The following is a 21,766-nucleotide window of genomic DNA, read 5'->3' as shown; positions in this document are numbered from 1 at the left end:
TTGGCTCCCCCCTAGTCGAATCTTTCCCAAAAGATAAGCTGCGGTTCGACGGATGGCGGATTCTCGTCGGGGATTGTCAGACCCCGCTCCGCATCTTGCCTCATTGGTAACCTTGCCCAAGCCGGATCCGGGAGCGGATCGCGCCCCTTACGATCTTCAGACCAGGCAGCGCCATCCTCCAAAATGACGTGGACATTCGTTCCTCCGTCAGCGAAGCAGTTCAGGGCCGCCAATCTCGATTTCCGCTCCCATGTGGCGGCTTCCCTCTCGAAATAAAACGGGGATGCTTGCAGGTCGAAATGGGCCATCGGTTGTTGACCGGACAGGAAAGGAACGATGCGTTCGTAATGGAGCATGAGGACCACCTTGATCAGGCCGGCGATGCCTTCCGCACTCAGCGGGTGGCCGATATTGGGCTTGATCGATCCCAGCGCCAAGGGCACCTCGGAGTCGTCCCTGTAAATCGATTGAATCGTCTTCAGCTCGAGCAGATCGGTCACTTCGGTACCTGACCCGTTGACTTCAATGTAAGTAATGTCTTCCGCCTTTTTGGCGCTTTTGGCCAAGGCTTCCCCAAGAACTTCCCGCTGGGCCTGGAGATTAGGAGCCGCCGGTCCGGCGGTCCGGCCGTCATTGTTGACGGCGATGCCTTGGATGACCGCATAGATCCGGTCACCGTCCGCGAGAGCCTGCTCTACCGTTTTCAGCAGCACCATGCCTGCCCCTTCTCCCGGAATGATGCCGGCGGATCGCCCGTCAAACAGATGGAACTGCCCGGATGCATTCAAAATTCCGCGCTGATCAAAAATTCGATGGGCTTGATCGGTCGTTAACAGATGAATACCTCCGACTACCGCTCCTTGAATGTCCCCGTCTTTAAGCGCCTGAACGGCCATATGCAAACCAACAAGAGCGGACGAACAGGCGGTATCTACAACCAGGCTGGGTCCCCTGAAATCGAGGAATTGCGAAATGTTCGCCGCCAAATAATTTTGCCCTACGGCAACGATGGGGTTGCGTGCTTGCATCAGCGCCGACGCCTCGGGGGAATGCTGCGTTCTGGCCCCAAGATAAACCCCGTACCGTTTTCCCTTCACTTCCTGCAGCGTATATCCCGCATGGCAAATCAGCTTGACGCTCTCCTCGAGCAGCATCCGAGCCTGAGGATCCATGGCTCTGGCATCGGCTTCCGGGATCAGAAAATACGAAGCGTCAAAGCCTTCAATATCGTTAAGCCATCCTGCATCGTAACCGCTTGAATAACCCCATCGTTCGTTCGGCATCCGGCGGATAGCTGATCTTCCCTCGTTCAATAGGTCCCAATACTCCTCCAGCGATTCACCCCCGGGAAAACGGCAAGACATGCCGACCACGGCGATACCTGATGTGGCTGCAGGCTCCGCTCGATGAGATCCTGTTCGAACCGGATAGCCATCCCAGTCCGCAGCGCGGGTATCCTCCTCATGATTTGCATATCCCTGCTTGGCCTGGGCAGATCCTGTCAATACGCCTCGATCGCCTTCAGGAGGCAACCCAAAGGCCTCAGCATCCGCAGTCAACGAATGACTGGCGGCTAACATGGCTTGGTTCGGATGATGCTTGACGAGCCAAGCAGCAAGGCCTTCGATGTGCGAATGCTCAAACAGCAATGTCGGCTCCAGGTTTGCGTTCAACAGATCGTTCAATCTCCGCAGAAGCTGGGCTAACATGACGGAATCTACTCCGTAATCCTGGAACGAAGTGTCCGTGTCCAGCTTGGCGGAATCGATCTTGAGCTCTTCGGCAAGAAGCTCCTTCAGCCAAGACGTTACATACAGCTGCTGGTTATCGAAGTTTCCCGTACGCACGGACTTTACCGGATTTCTGCTGGTCATCATGCCAGGATTACGACGCTCCGCATCCCGCTCATTCGGGGAAGAGAACCGCAGCAACGTATCGGGTTTCCACGCGGACGGACGCACCACCGCCGGAAGGACAACCGCTCCGAAATCCGCAGCCAATATCGAATCCAGCATCTGCATCCCCTCTACATTGGACAAGCTCCAGAGACCGGTCTCTTCGTAAGCCTTGTTCCTGACTTCACCCATGCCGGTCTCCTTCCAGCTCGGCCATTGAATGCTGACCAGCGGGCATTCGTTCCGCTTGGATTCGGCAAAGTAATCCATAAAGGCGTTGGCCGCCGCGTAATCGCTTTGTCCAGCCGCCAGCGACGGAATCGCCGCGGAAACGGAAGAATACAGGACGAAAAAGCTAAGCTCCTCTCCTTTCATGACATTAAATAAGGATTGGAGACCATCCATTTTTGGTGATAGTACCCTCTCGATTCCTTGAATCGATTTCCGGATAAACGCGGGGTTATGGACGTCGACAACCCCGGCGCAATGGATGACGCCACCGATGGGACCGACCCGGAGCTTCGTGTCATCCACGGCATGTTGCAATGCGGCTTCATCCGTTAATGACACCGACAGGACATGCACCTCCGCTTGCAGTGACTCAAGTTCGAGCAAATCACGGATTTTATGTCCCATGCTCGAATCTTCGGCGAGATACCGGTGCCACTCCTCCCGGGGAGGAAGCGGTTCCCTGCCGGTTAGCACCAGCTTCCTTACGCCGTATTTCTGCACAAAATGGCGGGCGCATGCGTAACCGAGACCCCGGGTACCTCCGGTAATCCACAGCACACGTTCTTTCGGGAACGCAAAAGAACCACGGCCGGAGCCGGGTGCTTCCCGCTTCCTGCCGGGGGATTCCCCAAGATACGCCCGGTACCTGATTCCGTTCCGGTAGCAGACCTCGGTATCCAGGCTGCCCGACTTATATTCTGCAGCGATTTGTTCAGCCAGCTCACCTTCGGAAGCGGCTGGGTCTCCGTCCATATGCCAGGAGACGAGCCCTTTGTACTCATACTGCAGCATGCGGTAAAGCGCGGCACGGTCAGCGCCGGCAAGATTGACGGCTGGATTTTGAAAGGACTCCAGGCCGCGGGTCACGCATAACATCCGAAGACCATCCTGCTGCCGGGATTCAACCTGCTGCTGAACCCATTCCATCCAGTCCCCCGGCCGAAGCAGGGAAGCGCTGCAGCCCGCCAGATCAATAACTCCTTCGAATGTCACCCGCTCTTCTGGCGGCTGGGACAGCTCGCCGGTGTCCACTTCGAAAAGCACCGCCCCCTCAATGCAGGCCGATACTTGCCGGGCCAAAGCCATCGTTTCGGATGTCGCTATGACAGCCACGCCTTTTCCTTTCCCTTTGTAGCCGTCATTCTCCGGAGGAGCCGGCGTCCATTGCTTAGTCCAGAATCCGATCTCCCGCTGGGAATCTACGGGAGGGTGCCCGTTGTGATCGAAATTCGCAGCACTCGGATGAAGATTATCTGGAGATATTAATCCAGGAACCCAATAACGTTCCCGTGCGAACGGGTACGTCGGCAGGCTCATTTTCCTTGGCCGAAACTCCGTGTACAGCTTGTTCCAATCCACTTGCAATCCCTTGACCCAAAGGCTCATCAGTTTGGTATATTTTTTGCGTTCCATCCATTTCCAGATGGCTTCCTGAAGCTCTTCGTCCCGCATAAAAATCTGCAGCGTATCCTTGTTCCGCTTGACCTGCCCGTAATAGATCCCGTCAGAGTCATGATCACCATCCAGAAATCCGCGCAGTTTTTGCTTCAGCTCGTCTACCGTTCTCACGATCAGGGCCATCCGCTCCTCCATCGCTTCGCGTCCGGTTTGCAGCGTGTAAGCCATATCCAGCAGCCGATCATCACCATACAGCCGGCTTTCCACATCCAGAAGCAGCCTTTGTGCCTGCTCTTTCAGCTGCTCTTCGGTCCTGGCGGACAGCACGATCATAAACGGTTCTGCTGTATGCGCCGGCTTCTGATTGTTTTCGGAAAACGCAGGAATATACTCCCCGATAACCAGATGGGCATTGGAGCCCCCGGCCCCGAATGAGGAGATCCCGGCGATTCTGGGATATTCGGTCAAGCGTCCGTCCAAATTCAGGAGCGGTCTTGTCCATTCGGCCAATTCCTGTTGAACGAAAAACGCCGATCGTTCAAAGTCAATATTGGGATTAAGGACAGAGGAGTGCAGGGAAGGCACGATTTGCTTATGCTTGAGTTGAAGCAAAACTTTGGTCAACCCGGCGATTCCTGCCGCGCTTTCGCAATGCCCGATATTCGACTTGGCCGATCCGATGGCACAAAATTGAGCGTCCTCCGTCGCCTGCCGAAATACTTGCTGGAGTCCGGTTATTTCAATGGGATCGCCGAGCACCGTACCGGTTCCGTGCGCTTCGACATAGCTGACCGCGCGGGGATGTATGCCCGCTTTTCGGATCGCCTTCCCGATGACCTCTGCTTGGGCATTCGGATTCGGGACGGTATAGCCGTTCGTTTTACCCCCATGATTGATGGCCGTTGCCTTGATGACTCCATATATTTGATCTCCGTCTTCGACGGCTTTGGCCAGGGGCTTAAGGAGAACGGCGCCGACCCCTTCGCCCGGAACGTAACCTTCTCCGCCCTCTCCGAAGCTTTCGCATCGTCCCCTGCTGGAAATGAACTGGCCTTGGGAAAGGTACAAATACTTATTGGGATGGATGGAAACGTTAACTCCGCCCGCAAAGCAGACATCGCTTTCACCCGACAGCAAGCTCTGGCACGCCAGATGAATAGCCGTCAGCGAGGATGAGCACATCGTATCCACCGTCAGGCTTGGGCCATGGAAGTTACAAAAATACGACACGCGGTTGGCGATCGACGCCGGCAGACCAGGCAGCGCGATCTGACGCCCATGCGCTTGTTCCTGTGCTCCGTACAATTGGTATTCCTGATACATGGATCCCACGTAGACGCCGACCGCTCCCGAATCCACTAAAGTTTCCCGGGTGTATCCGGCATCCTCCATCGTTTCGTACACGCACTGTAAAAACAGGCGTTCTTGCGGATCCATCAATTCGGCTTCGCGCGGAGAAATATGAAAAAAGAGCGGATCGAACAAGTCCACCCCATCGATAAAGCCTCCCCATTTACTGTAGGCCTTCCCGGGTTTCGTCCGATCTTCGTCAAAATACTGACGGTAATCCCAACGTTCGTCCGGTATCTCTGTGATGCAGTCCTTTCCGTTCTTAAGCACTTCCCAGAATTCGCTGACATTGCCCGCTCCAGGGTATCGTCCGGCTACGCCGATCACGGCGACTTCAAAGCGACCGGGGGCACTGATGCCTGCTCCCGCCGTTCTGGCAGTTTCCTCCGAAACAAACCTTGAACGGCGCCGGCTGGCTGGGAGAGATCCCTTCCCTCCATCCTCCAGATCGATCGGAACCTTGGATTCCGCGGCTTGGCCTGAAGCCGAAGTCCGCTCACTTCCTCCAAGCGCCTTCAGCAGCGAATCCCGATGATCCCGTAAGAAGTAGCCTGTCAGCTCATGGATATTTTGATACTCAAAAAATAACGTTTTGGACAAGGAGCCAAATGTCTTTTCCAGCTCGCGGGTCAATTGCGTCGTCATGATCGAATCAATCCCGTACTGCTCCATCGGTGCTTCGGCATCGATTCGGGAGGCCGGTGTTTTCAGGACGCCTGAAATGAGTCGTTTCAGCAAACTCTCCGATTGTTCCCGCAACAATTCAGGTGAAGAGGAATCGGAAGGCAGTATTTCGTTGTCGGGTTGGATCATATTCCGATCCGGAATCGCCTCTTCCGGAACTTTGGCGAAGCGGATAAGCCGGGAGTAGAATAAGCCCGGGTTGCCCTCCACGACCAGGACTTGATTCGCGCCACCAGTGTAGGCTCGGTAAAATGCCTCTATACCCGTTCCGCTTGTCATCGCTGCCATGCCAAGCTCCGCGAGCATGCTGCGTTCTATGGGCTCAGTGACCTGCATGCCGCCGTCCTTCCATAAAGGCCAATTGACCGACAAAGTACGTCCGTTCCGTTCGCCAGAGCTCACAAGAATGTCCCGATATTCTGCATATGCATCCATAAAGGCGTTGGCCGCGCAGTAATCGGCTTGGCCCGGATTCCCGATTGGACCGAAAACGGAAGAAAACATCACAAAAAAATCGAGGTCCACATCGCGGCTCGACTCATCTAGATTGATCAGCCCCGTCACCTTCGGGGCCAGAACGTCATGCAGCTCGCCAACGGTTTTATGGATCAGGTAGCTATCCCGGATCAAACCCGCTGCGTGGATGATACCGTTGATCGTTCCGTGTGACTGGACAACCTTTTGCACGAGCCGATGGGCTTCGTCCTTATCCGTTATGTCCGACCGAACATACTCTACGAGTATCCCCTGCGAACGCAGTTCTTCCAGCATCATGTTTATGTGATCGTTCAATGCGGACCGTCCGGTCAGAACCACGACGGCATCCTTTACGCGCGCCCCGATTTCCTTGGCAAAGTGAAAGCCGAGCCCTCCTATGCCACCGGTTATGACGTAAACGCCACCGTTTTTCCAAGGTTGCGGATTCGGCGTGGACTCCGTTTGAGGCTTCACCGGCTTCCAGTCCATTACTGTACGGGATCCGTGTACATATCGGACGTGGAACTGACTGTTATCCATGCTCGCCCCAATATATTCCATCGCCTTATCCGGCGGTGTATCCGGGTCCACTTCAATCATTTGCCCGGTTAACTTCGGGTTTTCCAGAATAGCTGTTTTCAGCATGCCGCCCAAGCCCTGCAAAAGCGAATCCGCGTCTTTCCGCATGAAGATCAGTTGAATAAGCACGCGTCCCGGCGCTTTATCTTCGATCTGAAGCTGCAGCTCCTTCAGCAAACGCTCGGCATAATCGCGGTAACGTTCATCCCATCTATCGGCGTTATTTTGCCAATCCAGAATGCGCGCCGTATCCATTCTGTCAGACAATCGCCCGGCCCAGTCATCCGGACAGCCGCATAGGACGATCAGGTGCTCCCGATAGCTGTTTGTCATGGTTCGCCGTGGAGCAGACTCCTCTTTCCAATACGGTTCCAAGAGAATCAGTCCGGAATCGGGGAACGTTTCGTTCGTTACTTTAGACGTTGCTGCCTGCTGCCGGGTTAACTGTCTCCAGGATAATCCTTTCATGCTTACACAGACGTTGCCCTCGTCATCCATCCACTCCAGATCAACCTTATGCACCTGATGAAGCGGGTAATGGTCCTTGCTGTACCGAATCCGGGCCCACATATCATCCTGGCTCGGCTGCAAAACCAACAGCTCATCCAAGGCAAAAGGAAGCCACATTTGGCCTGGAGTTAGCGGTTCTTCCTTTTGGGACTGAAGAAATCCGTTCAGGAGAAGAACGCCCCCCTGCAGCGCGGAATCCAACATGGCCGGATGCAGGACCCACGAACTGTTCCCTTCCCGAAGGGACTGCGGGAGGGACAGCTTCGCGAGCAGCTCCGTATCCTCCTTACCGGGGTACACCGCATTAATGCCGCGAAGAGCGGGTCCGTAATCGAGTCCTACGGAGCGGAGGTAAGCGTAGCAGCGTTCCGCGGTGAAACGGGAAGGCTGCGCTTGTTCCGCGAGCTCCCGAACGGGAGCGGACGGCACTGGACCTGGTTGAACAAAATAAGCCGTACCTTGGCTATGTACCGTAATTTCATCGGCGTCCGTTTCGTTTTCGCTGTAGATTTCGAACGCCACCTGATCATGTCCTTCCGGATGAAGCCCAATATGAATCTGCACCGGATCTGCACCGGCTTTGACCGGCACGGACCAAACCAGGTTCCGAAGCGATACGGCCGCCTCGTGATTACGTTCCCTTCCGGAAGCACAGATCACGGCCGCTCGCGCCATTTCCAAGTAGGCTACCCCGGGAAGAATCCGTTCCCCGTTCACTAGGTGATCCGCGAGGAAAAATTCCTGCCCGGTAAAGGCGGCACTGTAGCGCTGCTCCCTTAAATCCGAAGTATTGGTATGAAGCAGCGGATGAATGGCTTGGACCTGAATGCCCTCATCCGCAGTCATTCCGCCAGCGGCCGCTTCGTTCTCTTCGGGAAGCCAATACCGTTCTCTTGCGAAAGGATACGTTGGAAGATGGGCATGCTTCCATCCGGAAGCGGGAAAGATCGACTTCCAGTCCGCTTCGTAACCATGGACATATAAATCAGCGATCTCCAGCAGCTTCCGTTCATATTCCTCGGCATCGCTCTTTTTCAAAGCCCGGAGATCCCTTATTAATGCGTCACCCCGCGTTTCGAGCGCCAGCGTATCCTCGCGTCTGTTTGAGGGTACTTTTGCCGTCAACCAGCCTTCGGCTTCATTCCCGGCCAACACTTGGGTGATTTTTTCCCGCAGTTCACGGATATCCCTAACGACAAAGGTGCCCCGATTGCCAAAATGCTCCCGCTGAAGCAGGAGTGTGGCACTGATGTCGGTTAGCGTATATCCCTCATCCTGGCGTTCCAGCCACTGCAGAAGATCCCGGAGTCTCCGGTCCAGGGCTTCCTCGGTTTTTCCCGACAGACAGACCATGCAGTACGGCAGTTTTCTGCTGACCGACCTCTTCTTGGGCGGAGCTTCCTCCAGCACCACATGTGAGTTGGTTCCACCGAAACCGAAAGAGCTGATCCCTGCCCTCCTCGGATAAGCTTCGCCTGTATCACTGGTTAGAGCCTCCCAGGGCCGAAGCCCATCTACGATATAAAAAGGGGTGCCCTCCAGCGAAATGCGGTGATTGAGCTTTTTGAAATTGTGCAGTCCGGGGAGCTGTTTATGCTTCATGGACATCAGCACTTTGATCACACCCGCGATGCCTGCAGCCGATTCCAAGTGTCCGATGTTTGCTTTTACGGAGCCAAGGCCGCAGTAGTTCCCCGGGGTCTCAATTGCGGGATCCTGGTCAGGCCGCAGCTTCTCAAAAGCTTGGACCAGTCCGCGGAATTCCATTGGATCCCCCTTCGGCGTACCCGTACCATGGGCTTCAATATAGCTGATGCTCTCAACGGGAATTCCTGCTTTTCGGTGGGCTTCAGCGATGACTTCCGCCTGTGCGTCCGGATTCGGATAAGTCAGCGTGTGGGTTTTGCCGCTATGGTTCACAGCGCTTCCTTTCAGGACGCCATAAATCGGATCGCCATCCGCGACCGCCAGGTTCAGCGGTTTCAGCAGGACGACGCCAGCTCCTTCGCTGCGTACGTAGCCGTCTGCGCTGTCATCGAACGTTTTGCACGAACCGGTTGGAGACAGCATGCCTGCCTTGGAGAAAGAAATATGGCGCGACGGAGTCAGGATCAGGCTGACGCCGCCCGCAAGCGCCATACGGCATTCGCCCAGCTGGAGCGACTGCGCTGCGGCATGAATGGCGTTGAAGGAGCTGGAACAAGCGGTGTCGATCGGAAAGCTGGGACCTTTCAGATTGAAATAATGAGAGATCCTGTTGGCGATGACCGCCGAGGCTGTTCCGATCGAATGATAGGTTTCAATCGTTTGGTTGGAGCTCTCCTGCAGCCCTTTGTAATCGAAGTTGAAGACGCCCATGTAAACGCCGATTTTTTCGCCGGAAATCTCCGACGGCCGCACCCCGGCATCCTCCAGGCACGCCCACGACAACTCAAGCATGATTCGCTGCTGGGGATCCGTGACTTCGACCTCGCGGGCGGAAAGGCCGAAAAAAGCTGGGTCAAAGGCATCTGCATCACGAATAAACCCGCCCCACTTGCTGTTGCTTTTGTTTTTTCCGGACTGGGGGTCGCCCCAATATTCCCGCCAATCCCAGCGTTCCTTCGGAATTTCCTGGATGCTGGAACGCCCTTCCTTCAAATTGTCCCAAAATTCATCGTAGTTTTGCGCGCCCGGAAAACGGCATGCCATGCCGATAATGGCGATATCTTTATCCATGTCAAGGTACACCTCGCTCGATCTTGTGATTGAACTTCTTCCTTGTTACTACCGCCTTACGATGATTTCAGGTTGAATTCCGTGCAGCCTTCCCAAATCTTCTTACACTATCGTCCCGCTCCAGCGGGTACATGGTCCAATCCTGAGGGTTGAGCTTCGTTTGCAGCAGGAGTCCGGGCAAACAGCGCCAATCTCCGGTTCAGCAGCTCTGCCGTCTCCAGCATCAGCTTCTCCGCGATTTGGTCCACATGCCTGTTCTGCCAGCGCTCCAGTGCCGTTCCCTTGACCCACTGGTTGAAAGCGCCGAGCGCCGGGCCGCAGTGGATCTGGTAGTCCACCCGATTCTCTTCGTCGCCTTGGATCGCCAAGCGGGTGGTGTAGGAGAAGTACCAGCGGAAAATAAGCGCCATCTTGAATTTGGGATTTTGCCGGGCCTTTTCCACCACCTGTGGATAGGACGCGCACAGCTTTTCATAGATGCTCTCAAAGGACTGCTTAAAATACTTGTCCTGAATTTGAGCCTTGGTTTTGCCGTCGATTTCATCAATCGAGTTGAATTGCCGGTACAGGTCATACAGTTTATTGGCGCGTGCGGGAAAAAAGAGGCCTTTCTTCAGCACCTGCACCCTGGCCCCCATTTCAAACATGTCCCCTGCGGGCGCATATTCCGTGTCCTGGACATTGGCCTGCTGCAGCAGGTCTTTGACGGCGTCGCTTGTACCGGCTTCTACCGTACATTGATTGATCGAACCCGTGACGATAAAGTCCGCGCCCAGCATAAAAGCCGCTGCCGCCGCCTCAGGCGTTCCGATGCCGCCGGCTGCCCCGATTCGGACCTGCTTCCGGTAGCCGAACTTGTCCATCATTTCGTCCCGCAGCTTGATCATGGCCGGCATCAGCGCGTACGCGACCGCCCCGTCGGTATGCCCGCCGGAATCCGCTTCGGCGCAAATATCGTCCGCCACTGGAATTATCCGGAGCATCTCCGCCTCCTGCGGAGAAATTTTCCGCTCTTCCAGCAGCTTGCCGACAATCCGCTCCGGTGCCGGACTCAAAAAAAGCTCGGCCACCTCCGGCCGCGACACTTTAGCGATCATTTTATGGGAGGCCGTCACCTGTCCTTCCGCGTTCTTCTTGAGTCCCTTTGCCCGGTATTTCACGAGTGCCGGTGTAATGCTCATGAACGCAGCGGCTTCAACGACGGTAATACCGTGCTTCAGGAACAAATCGACGGTCTGTTCTTCAACCCAAGGCTCCGAAGGATTGTGGACAAGGTTAAGTCCATACGCGGCCTGGTCCGGATCCAGACGTTCCTTGATATAGTGGATGGCTTCCTCGATTTGGGGCATTTTCAACCCGCCGGCTCCAAAAAAACCCATCATGCCTGCTTTACCCATGCGGACGACCATCTCTTTGGAAGCGATCCCGCGGTACATGGCTCCCGTACAATATGCGTATTTCAACCCGTAATCCTTTTTGAACTGACTGCTCCCCAAGGAGACGGCCGAAATGCCGGCCAAACGGTCGGTCACTTGATCCATGGTATGATCCTGTGGTGACTCTATGGCGGGTACGGTGGGAAAAGAAACAATAGCGCTTGTATCATCCAAGGATTTATTGCCATTCAGAGGTTCATTGTCATCCACGATGAGTGGCTCAGCTTCCGTCCGGATCCGGGCGATCAGATCGGTCAAGACCCTGCCCGGTCCCATCTCCTCAAATTGTTCAACCCCTCGTCCCCACAAATACCTGATGCTCTCGGTCCACTTTACGGAATGCGTGATTTGCTTGACGAGATTGGCACGGATATCCGCGTCCCTGTAGGGTCTGGCGTATACGTTTGAAATGACCGGTATGGCCAGGCCTCCGAATGAATAGCTGCGCAAAAAAGCCTCGAATTCCTTCGAGGACTCCTGCATATACCGCGAATGGAATGCGCCGCTCGTCCGCAGCGGGACGAACATCATGACATCCTTCATGCCCTCAAACAATGGCCTGGCATGCTCTACGTCCGCTTTCGAGCCGGAAATGACGATTTGCTTCGGGCTATTGAGGTTTGCAACATCAATTTTCTCCAGTTGATTCGCCCGCAGAGCTTCACGGATTTGCTCCTCGCTCAACCCGATAACGGCGGCCATTCCTCCGCCTGCGGCACGGCTCATTAACGCACCTCGCATTTGCACCAGCCGAAGTCCGGCGGCAAATTCAAAGGCACCGGCTGCAAGTAGCGCATTGTATTCTCCCAAACTGTGTCCGGCGACGTAATCGGGCCTTCTGCCGGTATCTTTTATTTTTTTGTAATAATGCAGGGCGTTGACCGTATACAGTGCGGGCTGGGTATACTCAGTTTGGTTCAGCTTGGAATCGGGGTCTTCCAGGCATAATTCCCGAATGGAATACCCCAGCACCTGATCGGCTTCGGCAACGATTTCCGGAAATTCGTCAAAAAGGGCACCCCCCATTCCTTTCTTCTGGGCTCCTTGTCCCGGAAACACGTAAGCTAACATAAGCTCTCCACATCCTCTCTACGAATATTGAAACGCCTGCTGCACTGCATGCCGCAGTACACCTAAGTCGGGCGGCCGCCTTTTGGGATAAACGATCGAACAGACATCGCTTCCCATAAACGTCGAAACCGCTTCATACTGCATGAAATTGGCAAAGCCGGAGATGACATATCCGTCACAAGCTTCCAGCCGATTGAGCTCAAGCAGCTTGGTTGGAACCGTCAGCCCCGTTTTCAGCACTTTGGACAATGCTTCCTTAACGGACCATGAAAGCGTCAGCACACGTTCCAGGGAATGTGGAATGGGCTGCATCAGCTCCAACTCCCTGGGAGAAGCCTGGTTCATCAGAACCTCCATGGCCGAGAGGGATACCCTTTCGATGTCGATCCCCATCGGCACAGCCTCATGAAACGCAACGGCGCCGGCGGCATTGCCGGCATGCGTGATGCTGACCTGGACGTTTGCCCATCCGATCACCACCGGTTGATTGAAACATCCCCGCTCGATCCGGATCGAACGCAGATCGCGTTCACCCGTAAGCAGCGAGACGGCATTCTTCGCGGCGTATCGTCCAGCCAAATAGCTGTGAATCCTTCGTTCGAACTTCAGCGTGCCGAAAAATTCCCATTCACCCGGATGAAGAAAAGCTGCAGCATGCTCGCGGTGCAGGTTCTCCCGCATTTGCACCATATACAGGGCGGCTTGTTCAGGACCGTCCCTGTTGTTGAACAGGTGTTTCAACCGCACCTCCCGGCTTTGATCCATCTCTGCATTCTCCATGAACGTTCCTCCTGTCTTTCACTCCCTGGTCTTCTGCCGGAAAACGCAAAAATGCCTGCGGGAACCCTCTGAAAATAAAGGAATCCGCAAGCATCCAACACTTTAACGTAGTGATGTGTATATGGCCCTTATGCCTTCTTAACGCGCCGCAACGCCGATTAAGCGGAACATAAGTTTATGTAAACAAGTCATTAATTACCAATTATAATAGTATATTTTGTAGTTTCTGTAAACTATTATTTTTTTTGCTATGATGATATATTTTATGACTTTATTCTCATATTTCGACAATTAATTTAATCGGTTTTTGCTATGATTTTCATGAACTTGTAAAGGAGGATTTCAACATGTCATGGTATGCGCTGTTTGTCAAAACAGGATATGAATCCAACATCAAAAAATGGCTGGATCGCAAGTTCGAACGAGACCTGCTGTACAGCCTCATTCCTAAAAGAAAGGTCCCGGAAAAAAGACGCAGCGAAATCGTTCATACCGTTAAAACGCTGTTTCCGGGTTATGTGTTCATTCAGGCCGACATGAATTACTCCATTTATTATCAATTGAAAGAAAATCCCTACATATATCAAACGCTGAATTACCGAAATGAAAAAGATAAATGCATCAGGCTTTATTCGCATGGTTTGAATCAAGATCAAGTACCACATTATCTGGTCGACGAGTCCCAATTTTTCAAAGAAATCCCCTGCGATGAAATGTTGGTAGTACTGAACCTTATCAACGAATGCGAGGTGATCGAGTATTCCAAAGTTTATTTTGAGGAATCGAACGTTGTGGTGCAGGCTGGACCATTAAAAGGAATGGAGAAGCTGATTAAAAAAATTGACAAGCATAAAAAAAGGGCTAAGGTGCTGTTGACCCTGATGGGCGCAGAGCAGCTGATCGATTTCGGGATCGAGATCGTCCAAAGCCCGTTGGAAAGCACTCTGGTCTGAAACTCAAACAAAAAGACTCCAATGCATGTACAAACCGGCCGTCTGAGAGAAATTGGCGACGGTTTACCGCCTTTCCCCGTTCTTCCGCTTCCACTGACCGAAACCTTAAACGGTTTCGGTCTTCTTCATCGTCAATACGGTTCCCGTCTCCCCTGCCTTCCGTACCTGATCCAACAGCTCGTGAATCGCAAGCGCGGTTTGAAAATCCGGAGCTTCATGCGTGTGATTCGCCAGATCCCGGTGGATCTGCTGGTAAATGCCCGCCACATTGTAAGCAGCGGTTCCGATCAGCCCGACCGGAGGCTGGAGGATATAGTCGGGCAGCGGCAGTTCCTTCAGCTCCCCGTCCCCCTGTGTACCAAGCACGGTCAGGTCGTCGATTTGGAACATAAAGTTTTGCCGTGAACGGATCTGTAGATCCCCCTTCGTACCGTTGATTTCGATCAAGAAGTTTCCCGCGTGTGCGTTGCGGATTTGGCTGCTGAAGACTGCATCTCCGGGCAGCTTGCCGCTGACGACGACATGGTCTGGTGCCGATGCGTGGATCATTTCGCCCGTTTCTTCCACAAGCACCTGCTGCGCTTGCGTCTTCAATATGGCCGAAATTTCGGAGAACGGACCCAAGAGATACATAATCCCATCCAGGAGATGTCCGCCGGCGATCGTCAGCTGATTGGCGCCGTTCGCATCATCCAGCATATAAACGTGACTCTGGTCGATCTGCTTGGAACGGATCGGATACACCGGCACAGCATAATTGACGTGAACGGCAAGCACGTCCCCGACATAACCTTCGGCCAGAAGCTCCCGGACATAACGAACGACGGGATTGGCCCGCGACTGGAGCCCGACGAAGTGGCGCACTCCTTGTTCCTGGGCCGCCTGCAGCAATCTTGCCGATTCCGCGGTCGTGCGGCCAAGGGGGAACTCGCTGTACACATGCTTGCCGGCTTGAAGAGCCGCCCGAATCAGCCGGTCATGCTCGGGAACTCGGACGGATACGGTAACCAAATCGACTTCCGGATGCAGGGCAAGCTCGAGTGGATCGGAAAAGGCATGCCGTATGCCGAAATGATTGGCGCTCGCTTCCGCGCTGGACTGCCGCGACGCACCGACGGCCGTGACCATAAATTCGGGCAGCGCCTTCAGCGCTGGAATGTGCGCCCGCCCTCCCCACGCACCGTTCAAACCGGCACCGATGATTCCGACACGAATAGGTTGATGATTTTTATTCATTAAGATAGCCTCCTTGAAATGGATATGGGATCCCCTGTTACCCATCCAAATTCTGGAGAGGTTTCGGGGTGGTAGACATAGATTAATACAGTGAGTACAATGTGGAAAGCAGGCACTTTTCGGTTCGTCACGAACCCGAAGGTGCGTTAGGAGGTGGATGATGGAAAACATTAGAGCAGCGGAACCCGTATTTTCAGTAACGTCCTGCACGGCTCGGCGTGTATTGGAAATCGTTTCGAATAAATGGTCAGTCCTCATCATTTTCGTATTGGAGAAAGGCACGAAACGATACGGTCAGCTTCAGCGAAGCATCGCGGACATTTCCCAAAAAATGCTGACCCAAACGCTCCGCCAGCTGGAGCGGGACGGACTTATCGAGCGTAGCGTTCTTCCGGAGGTTCCGCCTGTGGTGGAATACACCCTGACTCCGCTGGGAGAGAGCCTGATCCCCTACCTGCGTCATCTAAACCATTGGTTGAACGAGTATTATCCTCAGATCGAACAAGCCCGGAAAGCATACGATGCAAAAGAAAGATTCCGGGAAGACAAAAGCACGCAGACCATTTAGGTTTGCGTGCTTTTTTAGATGTATGGATGCTGTTAATACGAATCGGTGCTGTGCCCTTTCCGCTCGGCTTCATCCACCGCCTCATGAGTATGGGTGGCGCCCAGCGGACCATGGTGACTGCTCGGCCCATGCTGCTTGATCCCCTCGGCAACGCGCCGGCCGTACTCCTCATCACACTGGGTCAGATGATGGATCATCTTCTCCTGAATGACCGTACTGCAGGAAGAAAGCCCGTTTACGAGATTGCTGATCAGCTCGTTTTTCTCAAAATCGTCAAAAGCCCGATACGTCTCCCCTGCCTGTTTGTAATCGTTGGTTCGTTCAATGCTGGCCCGCATCAGTTTGCCTTCCACATGCGGCATGTACTCCGCATCGATCTGCGAAGCTTCCTTCAAACCGTTCAGCGAAGACGGCTCGTAGTTGATATGGGGATTTTGCCCAGGCGCCGTATCCACATGATACGTCATCTGGCCGTCGCGCTGATTGGTGGCCACCCGCTTTTTCGGCGCGTTGATCGGGAGCTGCAGGTAATTCGGTCCAACACGGTAGCGTTGGGTATCCGAATAAGAAAGCGTCCGTCCCTGAAGCATTTTATCATCGGAAAAATCCATCCCGTCGACGAGCACGCCCGTTCCAAATGCCGCCTGCTCCACTTCGGCAAAATAATTTTGCGGATTTTTGTTCAGCACCATCCGTCCGACCGGATGCCAAGGGATCTGATCCTTCGGCCACAGCTTGGTATCATCCAGCGGGTCGAAGTCCAGCTCGGGATGGTCATCGTCGCTCAAAATTTGCACGAACAGCTCCCATTCCGGATAATCGCCGCGTTCGATCGCTTCGTACAAGTCCTGGGTCGCATGGTTGAAGTTTTTGGCCTGAATAGCTTCCGCCTCCGCTTGGGTCAAATTCTTAATACCCTGCTTCGGCTCCCAATGATACTTGACCAATACCGCTTCACCTTCGGCATTTACCCATTTATAGGTATTGACCCCGGACCCCTGCATCTGCCGGTAGTTGGACGGGATGCCCCACGGGGATTGAACGAACGTCACCATATGCATCGTTTCCGGCGAGTTGGCGCAAAAATCGAAGAACCGTTCGTTGTCCTGGATGTTCGTGACCGGGTCCGGCTTGAAGGCATGGATCATGTCGGGGAATTTGATGGCATCGCGGATAAAGAAAATTTTCAGGTTGTTCCCGACCAGGTCCCAATTTCCGTCTTCGGTGTAAAATTTCACGGCAAAACCGCGCGGATCGCGCAGCGTCTCCGGGGAATGACCGCCGTGGATGACCGAGGAGAAGCGGACGAACAACGGCGTTTTTTTGCCCTCTTCCTGGAACAATTTCGCCCGTGTATATTTGGATACCGGCTCATCTCCGACTTTGCCGTAAGCCTCGAAGTATCCGTGCGCTCCCGCTCCTCTTGCATGCACGACACGCTCCGGAATGCGCTCGCGGTCAAAATGCGTGATTTTCTCGATGAATTGATAGTTTTCCAGTGTCGCCGGCCCGCGGGTACCCACGGTCCGGATGTTCTGGTTGTTTTTCACCGGATGGCCCTGACGGGTCGTGAGGGACATTTCGTCTTCACCCGGGGCCATGCGGCGGTCAACGGCATCTCCGGAACCGGTCACCGAAGTGCCGTTCTCCATAGCCTTATGTTTTTCGTCCATGCTGCTGATCTCCTTTTCTGGTTTATGTACATAAGCTGGGTAGTTTTAAAGTCGCAATGATATGAAGTAGAGTTTCCAGCGAATTCCGTTTTTATGCCCTGAGCTTGCGCCTGGAACTGGCACGGAACGAGCCGATCTTATAACCCAGCAGCCCATTTTCTGACTGCAAGAAAAAAGGTCCCCCTCTCGGCATAACCGATAACGGGGAACCCCTTGTCGCTTCAGCATTTACTTTTTCGCATCCAAAGCTTTTTGATAGATGTCAAGGTATTGGGTTAATTGGAGTCCGTCTAATCCCTTGACGTAGGCGTCCCATTCCTTGTTGATGTCTTTGGATCCTGTAATGAATTGAGCCATATTGGACTTTACGTAATCGATCAGCGTCGTTTTGATTTGCGCCGCGATCTCCGCGTCTTCCAGCGCGATAAATACGCCATTTGGGTACTGCTCCTTGGAATGGTATGGCTCATATTCCTTGGATACCTGATTCAGCCGCGTTCCGTATCCGTCCGATGCCAGCGGATCTTGCGGTGCGGTCCAGGAAGCCCGGTACGCATAAGTTCTTAACGATGGCCCGATCTGTTCCCATCCGTCATTATGCGTCGGCTTTTTGTCCGTTTTCGGAATCGTCGTATACTTCGCTTGCTGTCCGTTAATATCCAGTTCTCCGTCTTTTGCCTTCCGCCAGCCTTTGTCTTCCGGTCCGTTCTCCTCCAGCACGATCGCTTCTTCGGTGTACAGGTAGTCTGCAAGGCGGATCGCGGCAATCTGCTGATCTTTGGTCGCTTTATTCGTAATGGCAAACTGGGAACTGCCAATACCGGCAAAATTCAAGGTTTGCTGAACGCCATTGGGTCCTTTCAGAGGCGGTACCACGACGTAATCCTTATGCCGCGGCGCTTTGTCATCCATGCTGTAGGCGTAGCTGATCAGCGCTGTGGACAATGCACCCATGACGTTGTCCGGTTCCCGGTTGGCCATTTGCTGAACGGCGTCGGCATTCTGCGTAAAGGCGGCAGGATCAATCAAACCCTCTTTGTACAGTTTGTTTAAGTAGATTAGACCCTGTTTCCATTCCTCTTTATTGGCCGTAAAGTCAACCTTGCCATCAGCGACCCGCAGGAAGGTGCCAGCGTTCTTCTCGGTATAATCATCCAAAATGAAGGAGTTCATCAAGAAGGCCGACACGTTGCCCGCCCACATTTCATCCGAACCTGTGAGTGGAATTTCATCGGCTTTGCCGTTTCCGTTCGGGTCCTTTTCCTTAAAAGCTTTCAGGACGTTGTAAAACTCCTCTGTGGTGGTAGGGACGGACAGTCCCAACTGATCGAGCCATTTCTTATTAATCCACATCTTCAGCGCGTTATCGCAATGATAACATTCGTTCACTTGAGGAAGGGCGTAGATATTCCCGTCCGGGGCGGTGATCGAATCCTTCATATAAGAGATATCCTGCATCGCTTTCTTAATATTCGGCGCGTATTGTTCGATCAGGTCGTTCAGCGGGATAAACACGCCTTGCTTGCCGTACTTCATTTGTTCTTCCTTGGAGAGATCCCCCTGCAGGATGACCTCAGGGTAGTCTCCACTGGCCAGCATCAGCTGTTTGCGGTCCTTCAAGGCGTTGTTCGGAACCAGATCCCAATCGATCTTGATGTTCGTTTTCTTCTCCAGGTATTGGGTAAAAGCGTTGGTTTCCATATTCTCGATGGTCGGGAACTGCGGCGCGAACATTCTTATCGTCATTGGCTGCTTCGCAATCGGATAGGTGCCGACCTCCGTAAACAAATCGCTTTGTTCCGAAGGCGATTCCCCGCCCGGCTCACCCGCAGCGTCGGGCTTGCCCGTATCAGCGGATCCCCCGCAGGCACTCAGCAGCATCGTCAAGGCTAACAAACAGGTTAACGCCGCGGTTAAAGACTTCGTCCATCTTCTGCGCATCGAAACAACTCCCCATTCTTTTTCATGGTATTCTTGGTCACAACCTGTAAATCCTCCAAGCACCCGGTTCTTCCGTAATAGCGGACCGCACCACCTCCCTTAAGCTGGCTCCCCGCCTATCCTTTCAGGGAACCGATCATGACTCCTTTGACAAAGTGCTTTTGGACGAAAGGATAAATGATCAGCACCGGAGCGCTCGCGACCACGATCAACGAATATTTCAACAGGTCCTTCAGTCCTTGCTGCGCTTGCACCTGATCCACATTGGCCATCATCGACGGATCCACCGTGTTCAGAATCAAGACGTTGCGCAGAATGATTTGCAGCGGAAACAAGTCCGGAGACCTGAGAAAGATCAGGGCGTCAAAATACGCATTCCAATGGCCGACGGCATACATTAGCGTCATAACGGCGATGATCGGTTTAGACAGGGGCAGCACGATGCTGAGAATGAATCGGATATCGCTGCATCCATCAAGCTCCGCCGCTTCGGACAGCTCTTCCGGGATGGTCGTCTGGAAGAAGGTGCGGGCAACGATTACCTGGATCACCCCCATCGCTCCCGGTAGTATCATCGCCCATCGGGTATCGAGCAGATGAAGATCCTTCACGACGAGATAGTACGGAATCAAGCCCCCGTCGAACATCATGGTGATGACCAGGACAATCATAAAGAAATGGCGGCCGTACAGCGTTCGTTTGGCAAGCGGATATCCGAACATGATCGTCAAGGTCACGTTGATCGCCGTCCCGACCACCGTATAGAACAAGGAATTCATGTACCCGACGCCGATCTGCGGGTTCTGGAACACCGCCTTGTAACCATCCAGCGTAAAATCAACCGGGAACAGCCACACTTTGCCGGATACGACGGCCTGCGGCGAGCTTATGGATGAGCTAAGGATGTAGATCAGCGGCACGGCCACAATAATCAGAATCAAGGTCAAAAAAGCATAGACCATAGCGACAAAAATGCGGTCGCCCCTGGATTCCCGAATGGTTGTTGATGCTGCTTTGGACATTTTGTCCCCCCCTTGGACACCAATTTGATGAGTCATGTTCCAGCCTTCGCGCCGATTCTACTGCGTCTTACCACAGGCTGCTGCTCGACAGCTTGCGGGCGATGTAATTCACGGCGATCAGCAGGATCAAATTCACAACCGAGTTGAAGAAGCCGATGGCCGCCGAGAAGCTGAAACTGGAACCAAGCAGTCCTACCTTATAAACATAGGTGGAGATCACTTCGGAAGTGGCGAGATTGAGCGGGTTTTGCATCAAATAGATTTTTTCGAAGCCGAGTTTCATGATGTTGCCTAGATTCAGAATCAGCATGATCACCGACACCGGAATCAGGCTGGGGATATCGATGCTGATGATTTTCTGGATTCGGGAAGCTCCATCGACTCTGGCCGACTCATACAGTTCGGGATTCACTCCGGCGAGTGCAGCGATATAGATGATCGCCCCGTAACCGGTGTACTGCCATACATCGGACCAGACATAAATGGATTTGAACAGCCCCGGCATACCCATAAAATTCGTTTGGGTCATCCCCATCATTTCGAACAGCTTGCTGACCATGCCCACATGGGGGGTTAAATTGACGATAATGATCGATACCATGATAACCGTCGATATAAAATAGGGGGCGTAGGATATCATCTGCACGCTTTTCTTGAACAAGCCACCGCGTATTTCGTTCAAGGCGAGCGCCAGAATGATCGGTGACGGAAAGCCGACGACCAAACCATAGAAGCTGATCCCGAGCGTGTTTTTGATGTAGAGCCAGAAGTTGGGAGATGCGAAAAACTGTTCAAAGTATTTGAACCCGACCCAAGGGCTGCCCCAAATCCCTTTAATGACGCTGTAATCCTTGAAAGCGATCACGATCCCCGCCATGGGGACATATTTGAACACAATCAAGTAAAGAAAAGGCAGCAGGAGAACCAAATACAGCTGCCAATGGCGCCTGATCCGGACCCATGTCGTTTGCGGGCGGTGGCGGATGGCTGCTCCGGCCTGAGCGGAATGGGGTAGTCCAGGACCGGTTTGCAGCTTGTTGCGCGGACTTCGCATCAGCATGAACTCCTTCCAAGGTATGATTCGGAAATCGCTGCACCCTTTTTCGAATGCAGCGGAATGTAATGCGATTGTAAACGGCTGATCCGCTGGTCAACAAGAAACAAGAATATACGGGTTAACCATTTTCGCCTCTTTACGGCAAAACGAAAAAGGCCGCGATCCAATCGCCGCCTTAACCGTTTTC

At 53.5% G+C, this 21,766-nt stretch carries 10 protein-coding genes; 2 read left to right on the top strand and 8 right to left on the bottom strand.

Features of this window, described 5'->3' with window-relative positions; genetic code table 11:
• Positions 1–11 precede the first annotated feature (11 nt).
• The 3 genes from CJP46_RS36095 to CJP46_RS07540 form a co-directional block, all read right to left on the bottom strand.
• Positions 12–9,842, bottom strand: coding sequence for an SDR family NAD(P)-dependent oxidoreductase (locus tag CJP46_RS36095; RefSeq protein WP_143812933.1), 9,831 nt, complete (start codon positions 9,840–9,842; stop codon positions 12–14).
• A gap of 107 nt (positions 9,843–9,949) precedes the next feature.
• A complete protein-coding gene (fabD, locus tag CJP46_RS07545) occupies positions 9,950–12,349 on the bottom strand; it encodes an ACP S-malonyltransferase (RefSeq protein ID WP_094594924.1) in 2,400 nt (799 codons plus the stop codon).
• Between the two features lie 18 nt (positions 12,350–12,367).
• The gene (locus CJP46_RS07540) at positions 12,368–13,129 is read right to left on the bottom strand and encodes a 4'-phosphopantetheinyl transferase family protein (RefSeq protein ID WP_094594923.1); all 762 of its coding nucleotides are present in this window, start codon (positions 13,127–13,129) and stop codon (positions 12,368–12,370) included.
• 347 nt (positions 13,130–13,476) lie between these two features.
• Between CJP46_RS07540 and loaP the strand changes: the two genes are divergently transcribed.
• Positions 13,477–14,082 (top strand): antiterminator LoaP, encoded by a 606-nt coding sequence (gene loaP / locus CJP46_RS07535; protein ID WP_094594922.1) that lies wholly within the window; start codon positions 13,477–13,479, stop codon positions 14,080–14,082.
• Between the two features lie 105 nt (positions 14,083–14,187).
• Here loaP and CJP46_RS07530 read toward each other — a convergent pair whose 3' ends face one another.
• Positions 14,188–15,318 carry a Gfo/Idh/MocA family protein gene (locus CJP46_RS07530; protein ID WP_179281064.1) on the bottom strand — a complete coding sequence of 377 codons (1,131 nt, stop codon included), beginning with the start codon at positions 15,316–15,318 and terminating at the stop codon, positions 14,188–14,190.
• A 160-nt stretch (positions 15,319–15,478) separates the two neighbouring features.
• Here CJP46_RS07530 and CJP46_RS07525 point away from each other — a divergent pair, with 160 nt between their 5' ends.
• A complete protein-coding gene (locus tag CJP46_RS07525; RefSeq protein WP_094595118.1) occupies positions 15,479–15,886 on the top strand; it encodes a winged helix-turn-helix transcriptional regulator in 408 nt (135 codons plus the stop codon).
• A 32-nt stretch (positions 15,887–15,918) separates the two neighbouring features.
• Here CJP46_RS07525 and CJP46_RS07520 read toward each other — a convergent pair whose 3' ends face one another.
• From CJP46_RS07520 to CJP46_RS07505, 4 genes are all read right to left on the bottom strand, one after another.
• Positions 15,919–17,487: a catalase gene (locus CJP46_RS07520; RefSeq protein ID WP_373557974.1), complete on the bottom strand. Its 1,569-nt coding sequence runs from the start codon at positions 17,485–17,487 to the stop codon at positions 15,919–15,921.
• Positions 17,488–17,787: 300 nt separating this feature from the next.
• Entirely contained in the window at positions 17,788–19,500 is a 1,713-nt protein-coding gene (locus CJP46_RS07515; protein WP_094594919.1) for an ABC transporter substrate-binding protein, read from the bottom strand.
• A gap of 116 nt (positions 19,501–19,616) precedes the next feature.
• Complete coding sequence (locus CJP46_RS07510; RefSeq protein ID WP_094594918.1) at positions 19,617–20,522, bottom strand: carbohydrate ABC transporter permease; 906 nt, start codon at positions 20,520–20,522, stop codon at positions 19,617–19,619.
• A 67-nt stretch (positions 20,523–20,589) separates the two neighbouring features.
• On the bottom strand, positions 20,590–21,576 hold the full coding sequence (locus tag CJP46_RS07505) for an ABC transporter permease (RefSeq protein ID WP_094594917.1): 987 nt from the start codon (positions 21,574–21,576) through the stop codon (positions 20,590–20,592).
• Positions 21,577–21,766 lie beyond the last annotated feature (190 nt).

The sequence above is a fragment of the Paenibacillus sp. XY044 genome (assembly GCF_002257645.1).
Taxonomy (GTDB): Bacteria; Bacillota; Bacilli; order Paenibacillales; family Paenibacillaceae; genus Paenibacillus_AQ.
The sequence above is the reverse complement of the archived record's forward strand: the minus strand, read 5'-3'. Positions and strand labels throughout refer to the sequence as shown.

Excerpts from the sequence above, each read along its gene's own strand:
- CJP46_RS07525 (WP_094595118.1), top strand. The coding sequence starts at position 15,479 with ATGGAAAACATTAGAGCAGCGGAACCCGTATTTTCAGTAACGTCCTGC.
- CJP46_RS07540 (WP_094594923.1), bottom strand. The coding sequence starts at position 13,129 with ATGGAGAATGCAGAGATGGATCAAAGCCGGGAGGTGCGGTTGAAACAC.
- fabD (WP_094594924.1), bottom strand. The coding sequence starts at position 12,349 with ATGTTAGCTTACGTGTTTCCGGGACAAGGAGCCCAGAAGAAAGGAATG.
- CJP46_RS07530 (WP_179281064.1), bottom strand. The coding sequence starts at position 15,318 with ATGAATAAAAATCATCAACCTATTCGTGTCGGAATCATCGGTGCCGGT.
- loaP (WP_094594922.1), top strand. The coding sequence starts at position 13,477 with ATGTCATGGTATGCGCTGTTTGTCAAAACAGGATATGAATCCAACATC.
- CJP46_RS07520 (WP_373557974.1), bottom strand. The coding sequence starts at position 17,487 with ATGGCCCCGGGTGAAGACGAAATGTCCCTCACGACCCGTCAGGGCCAT.
- CJP46_RS36095 (WP_143812933.1), bottom strand. The coding sequence starts at position 9,842 with ATGGATAAAGATATCGCCATTATCGGCATGGCATGCCGTTTTCCGGGC.
- CJP46_RS07505 (WP_094594917.1), bottom strand. The coding sequence starts at position 21,576 with ATGCGAAGTCCGCGCAACAAGCTGCAAACCGGTCCTGGACTACCCCAT.
- CJP46_RS07510 (WP_094594918.1), bottom strand. The coding sequence starts at position 20,522 with ATGTCCAAAGCAGCATCAACAACCATTCGGGAATCCAGGGGCGACCGC.
- CJP46_RS07515 (WP_094594919.1), bottom strand. The coding sequence starts at position 19,500 with ATGCGCAGAAGATGGACGAAGTCTTTAACCGCGGCGTTAACCTGTTTG.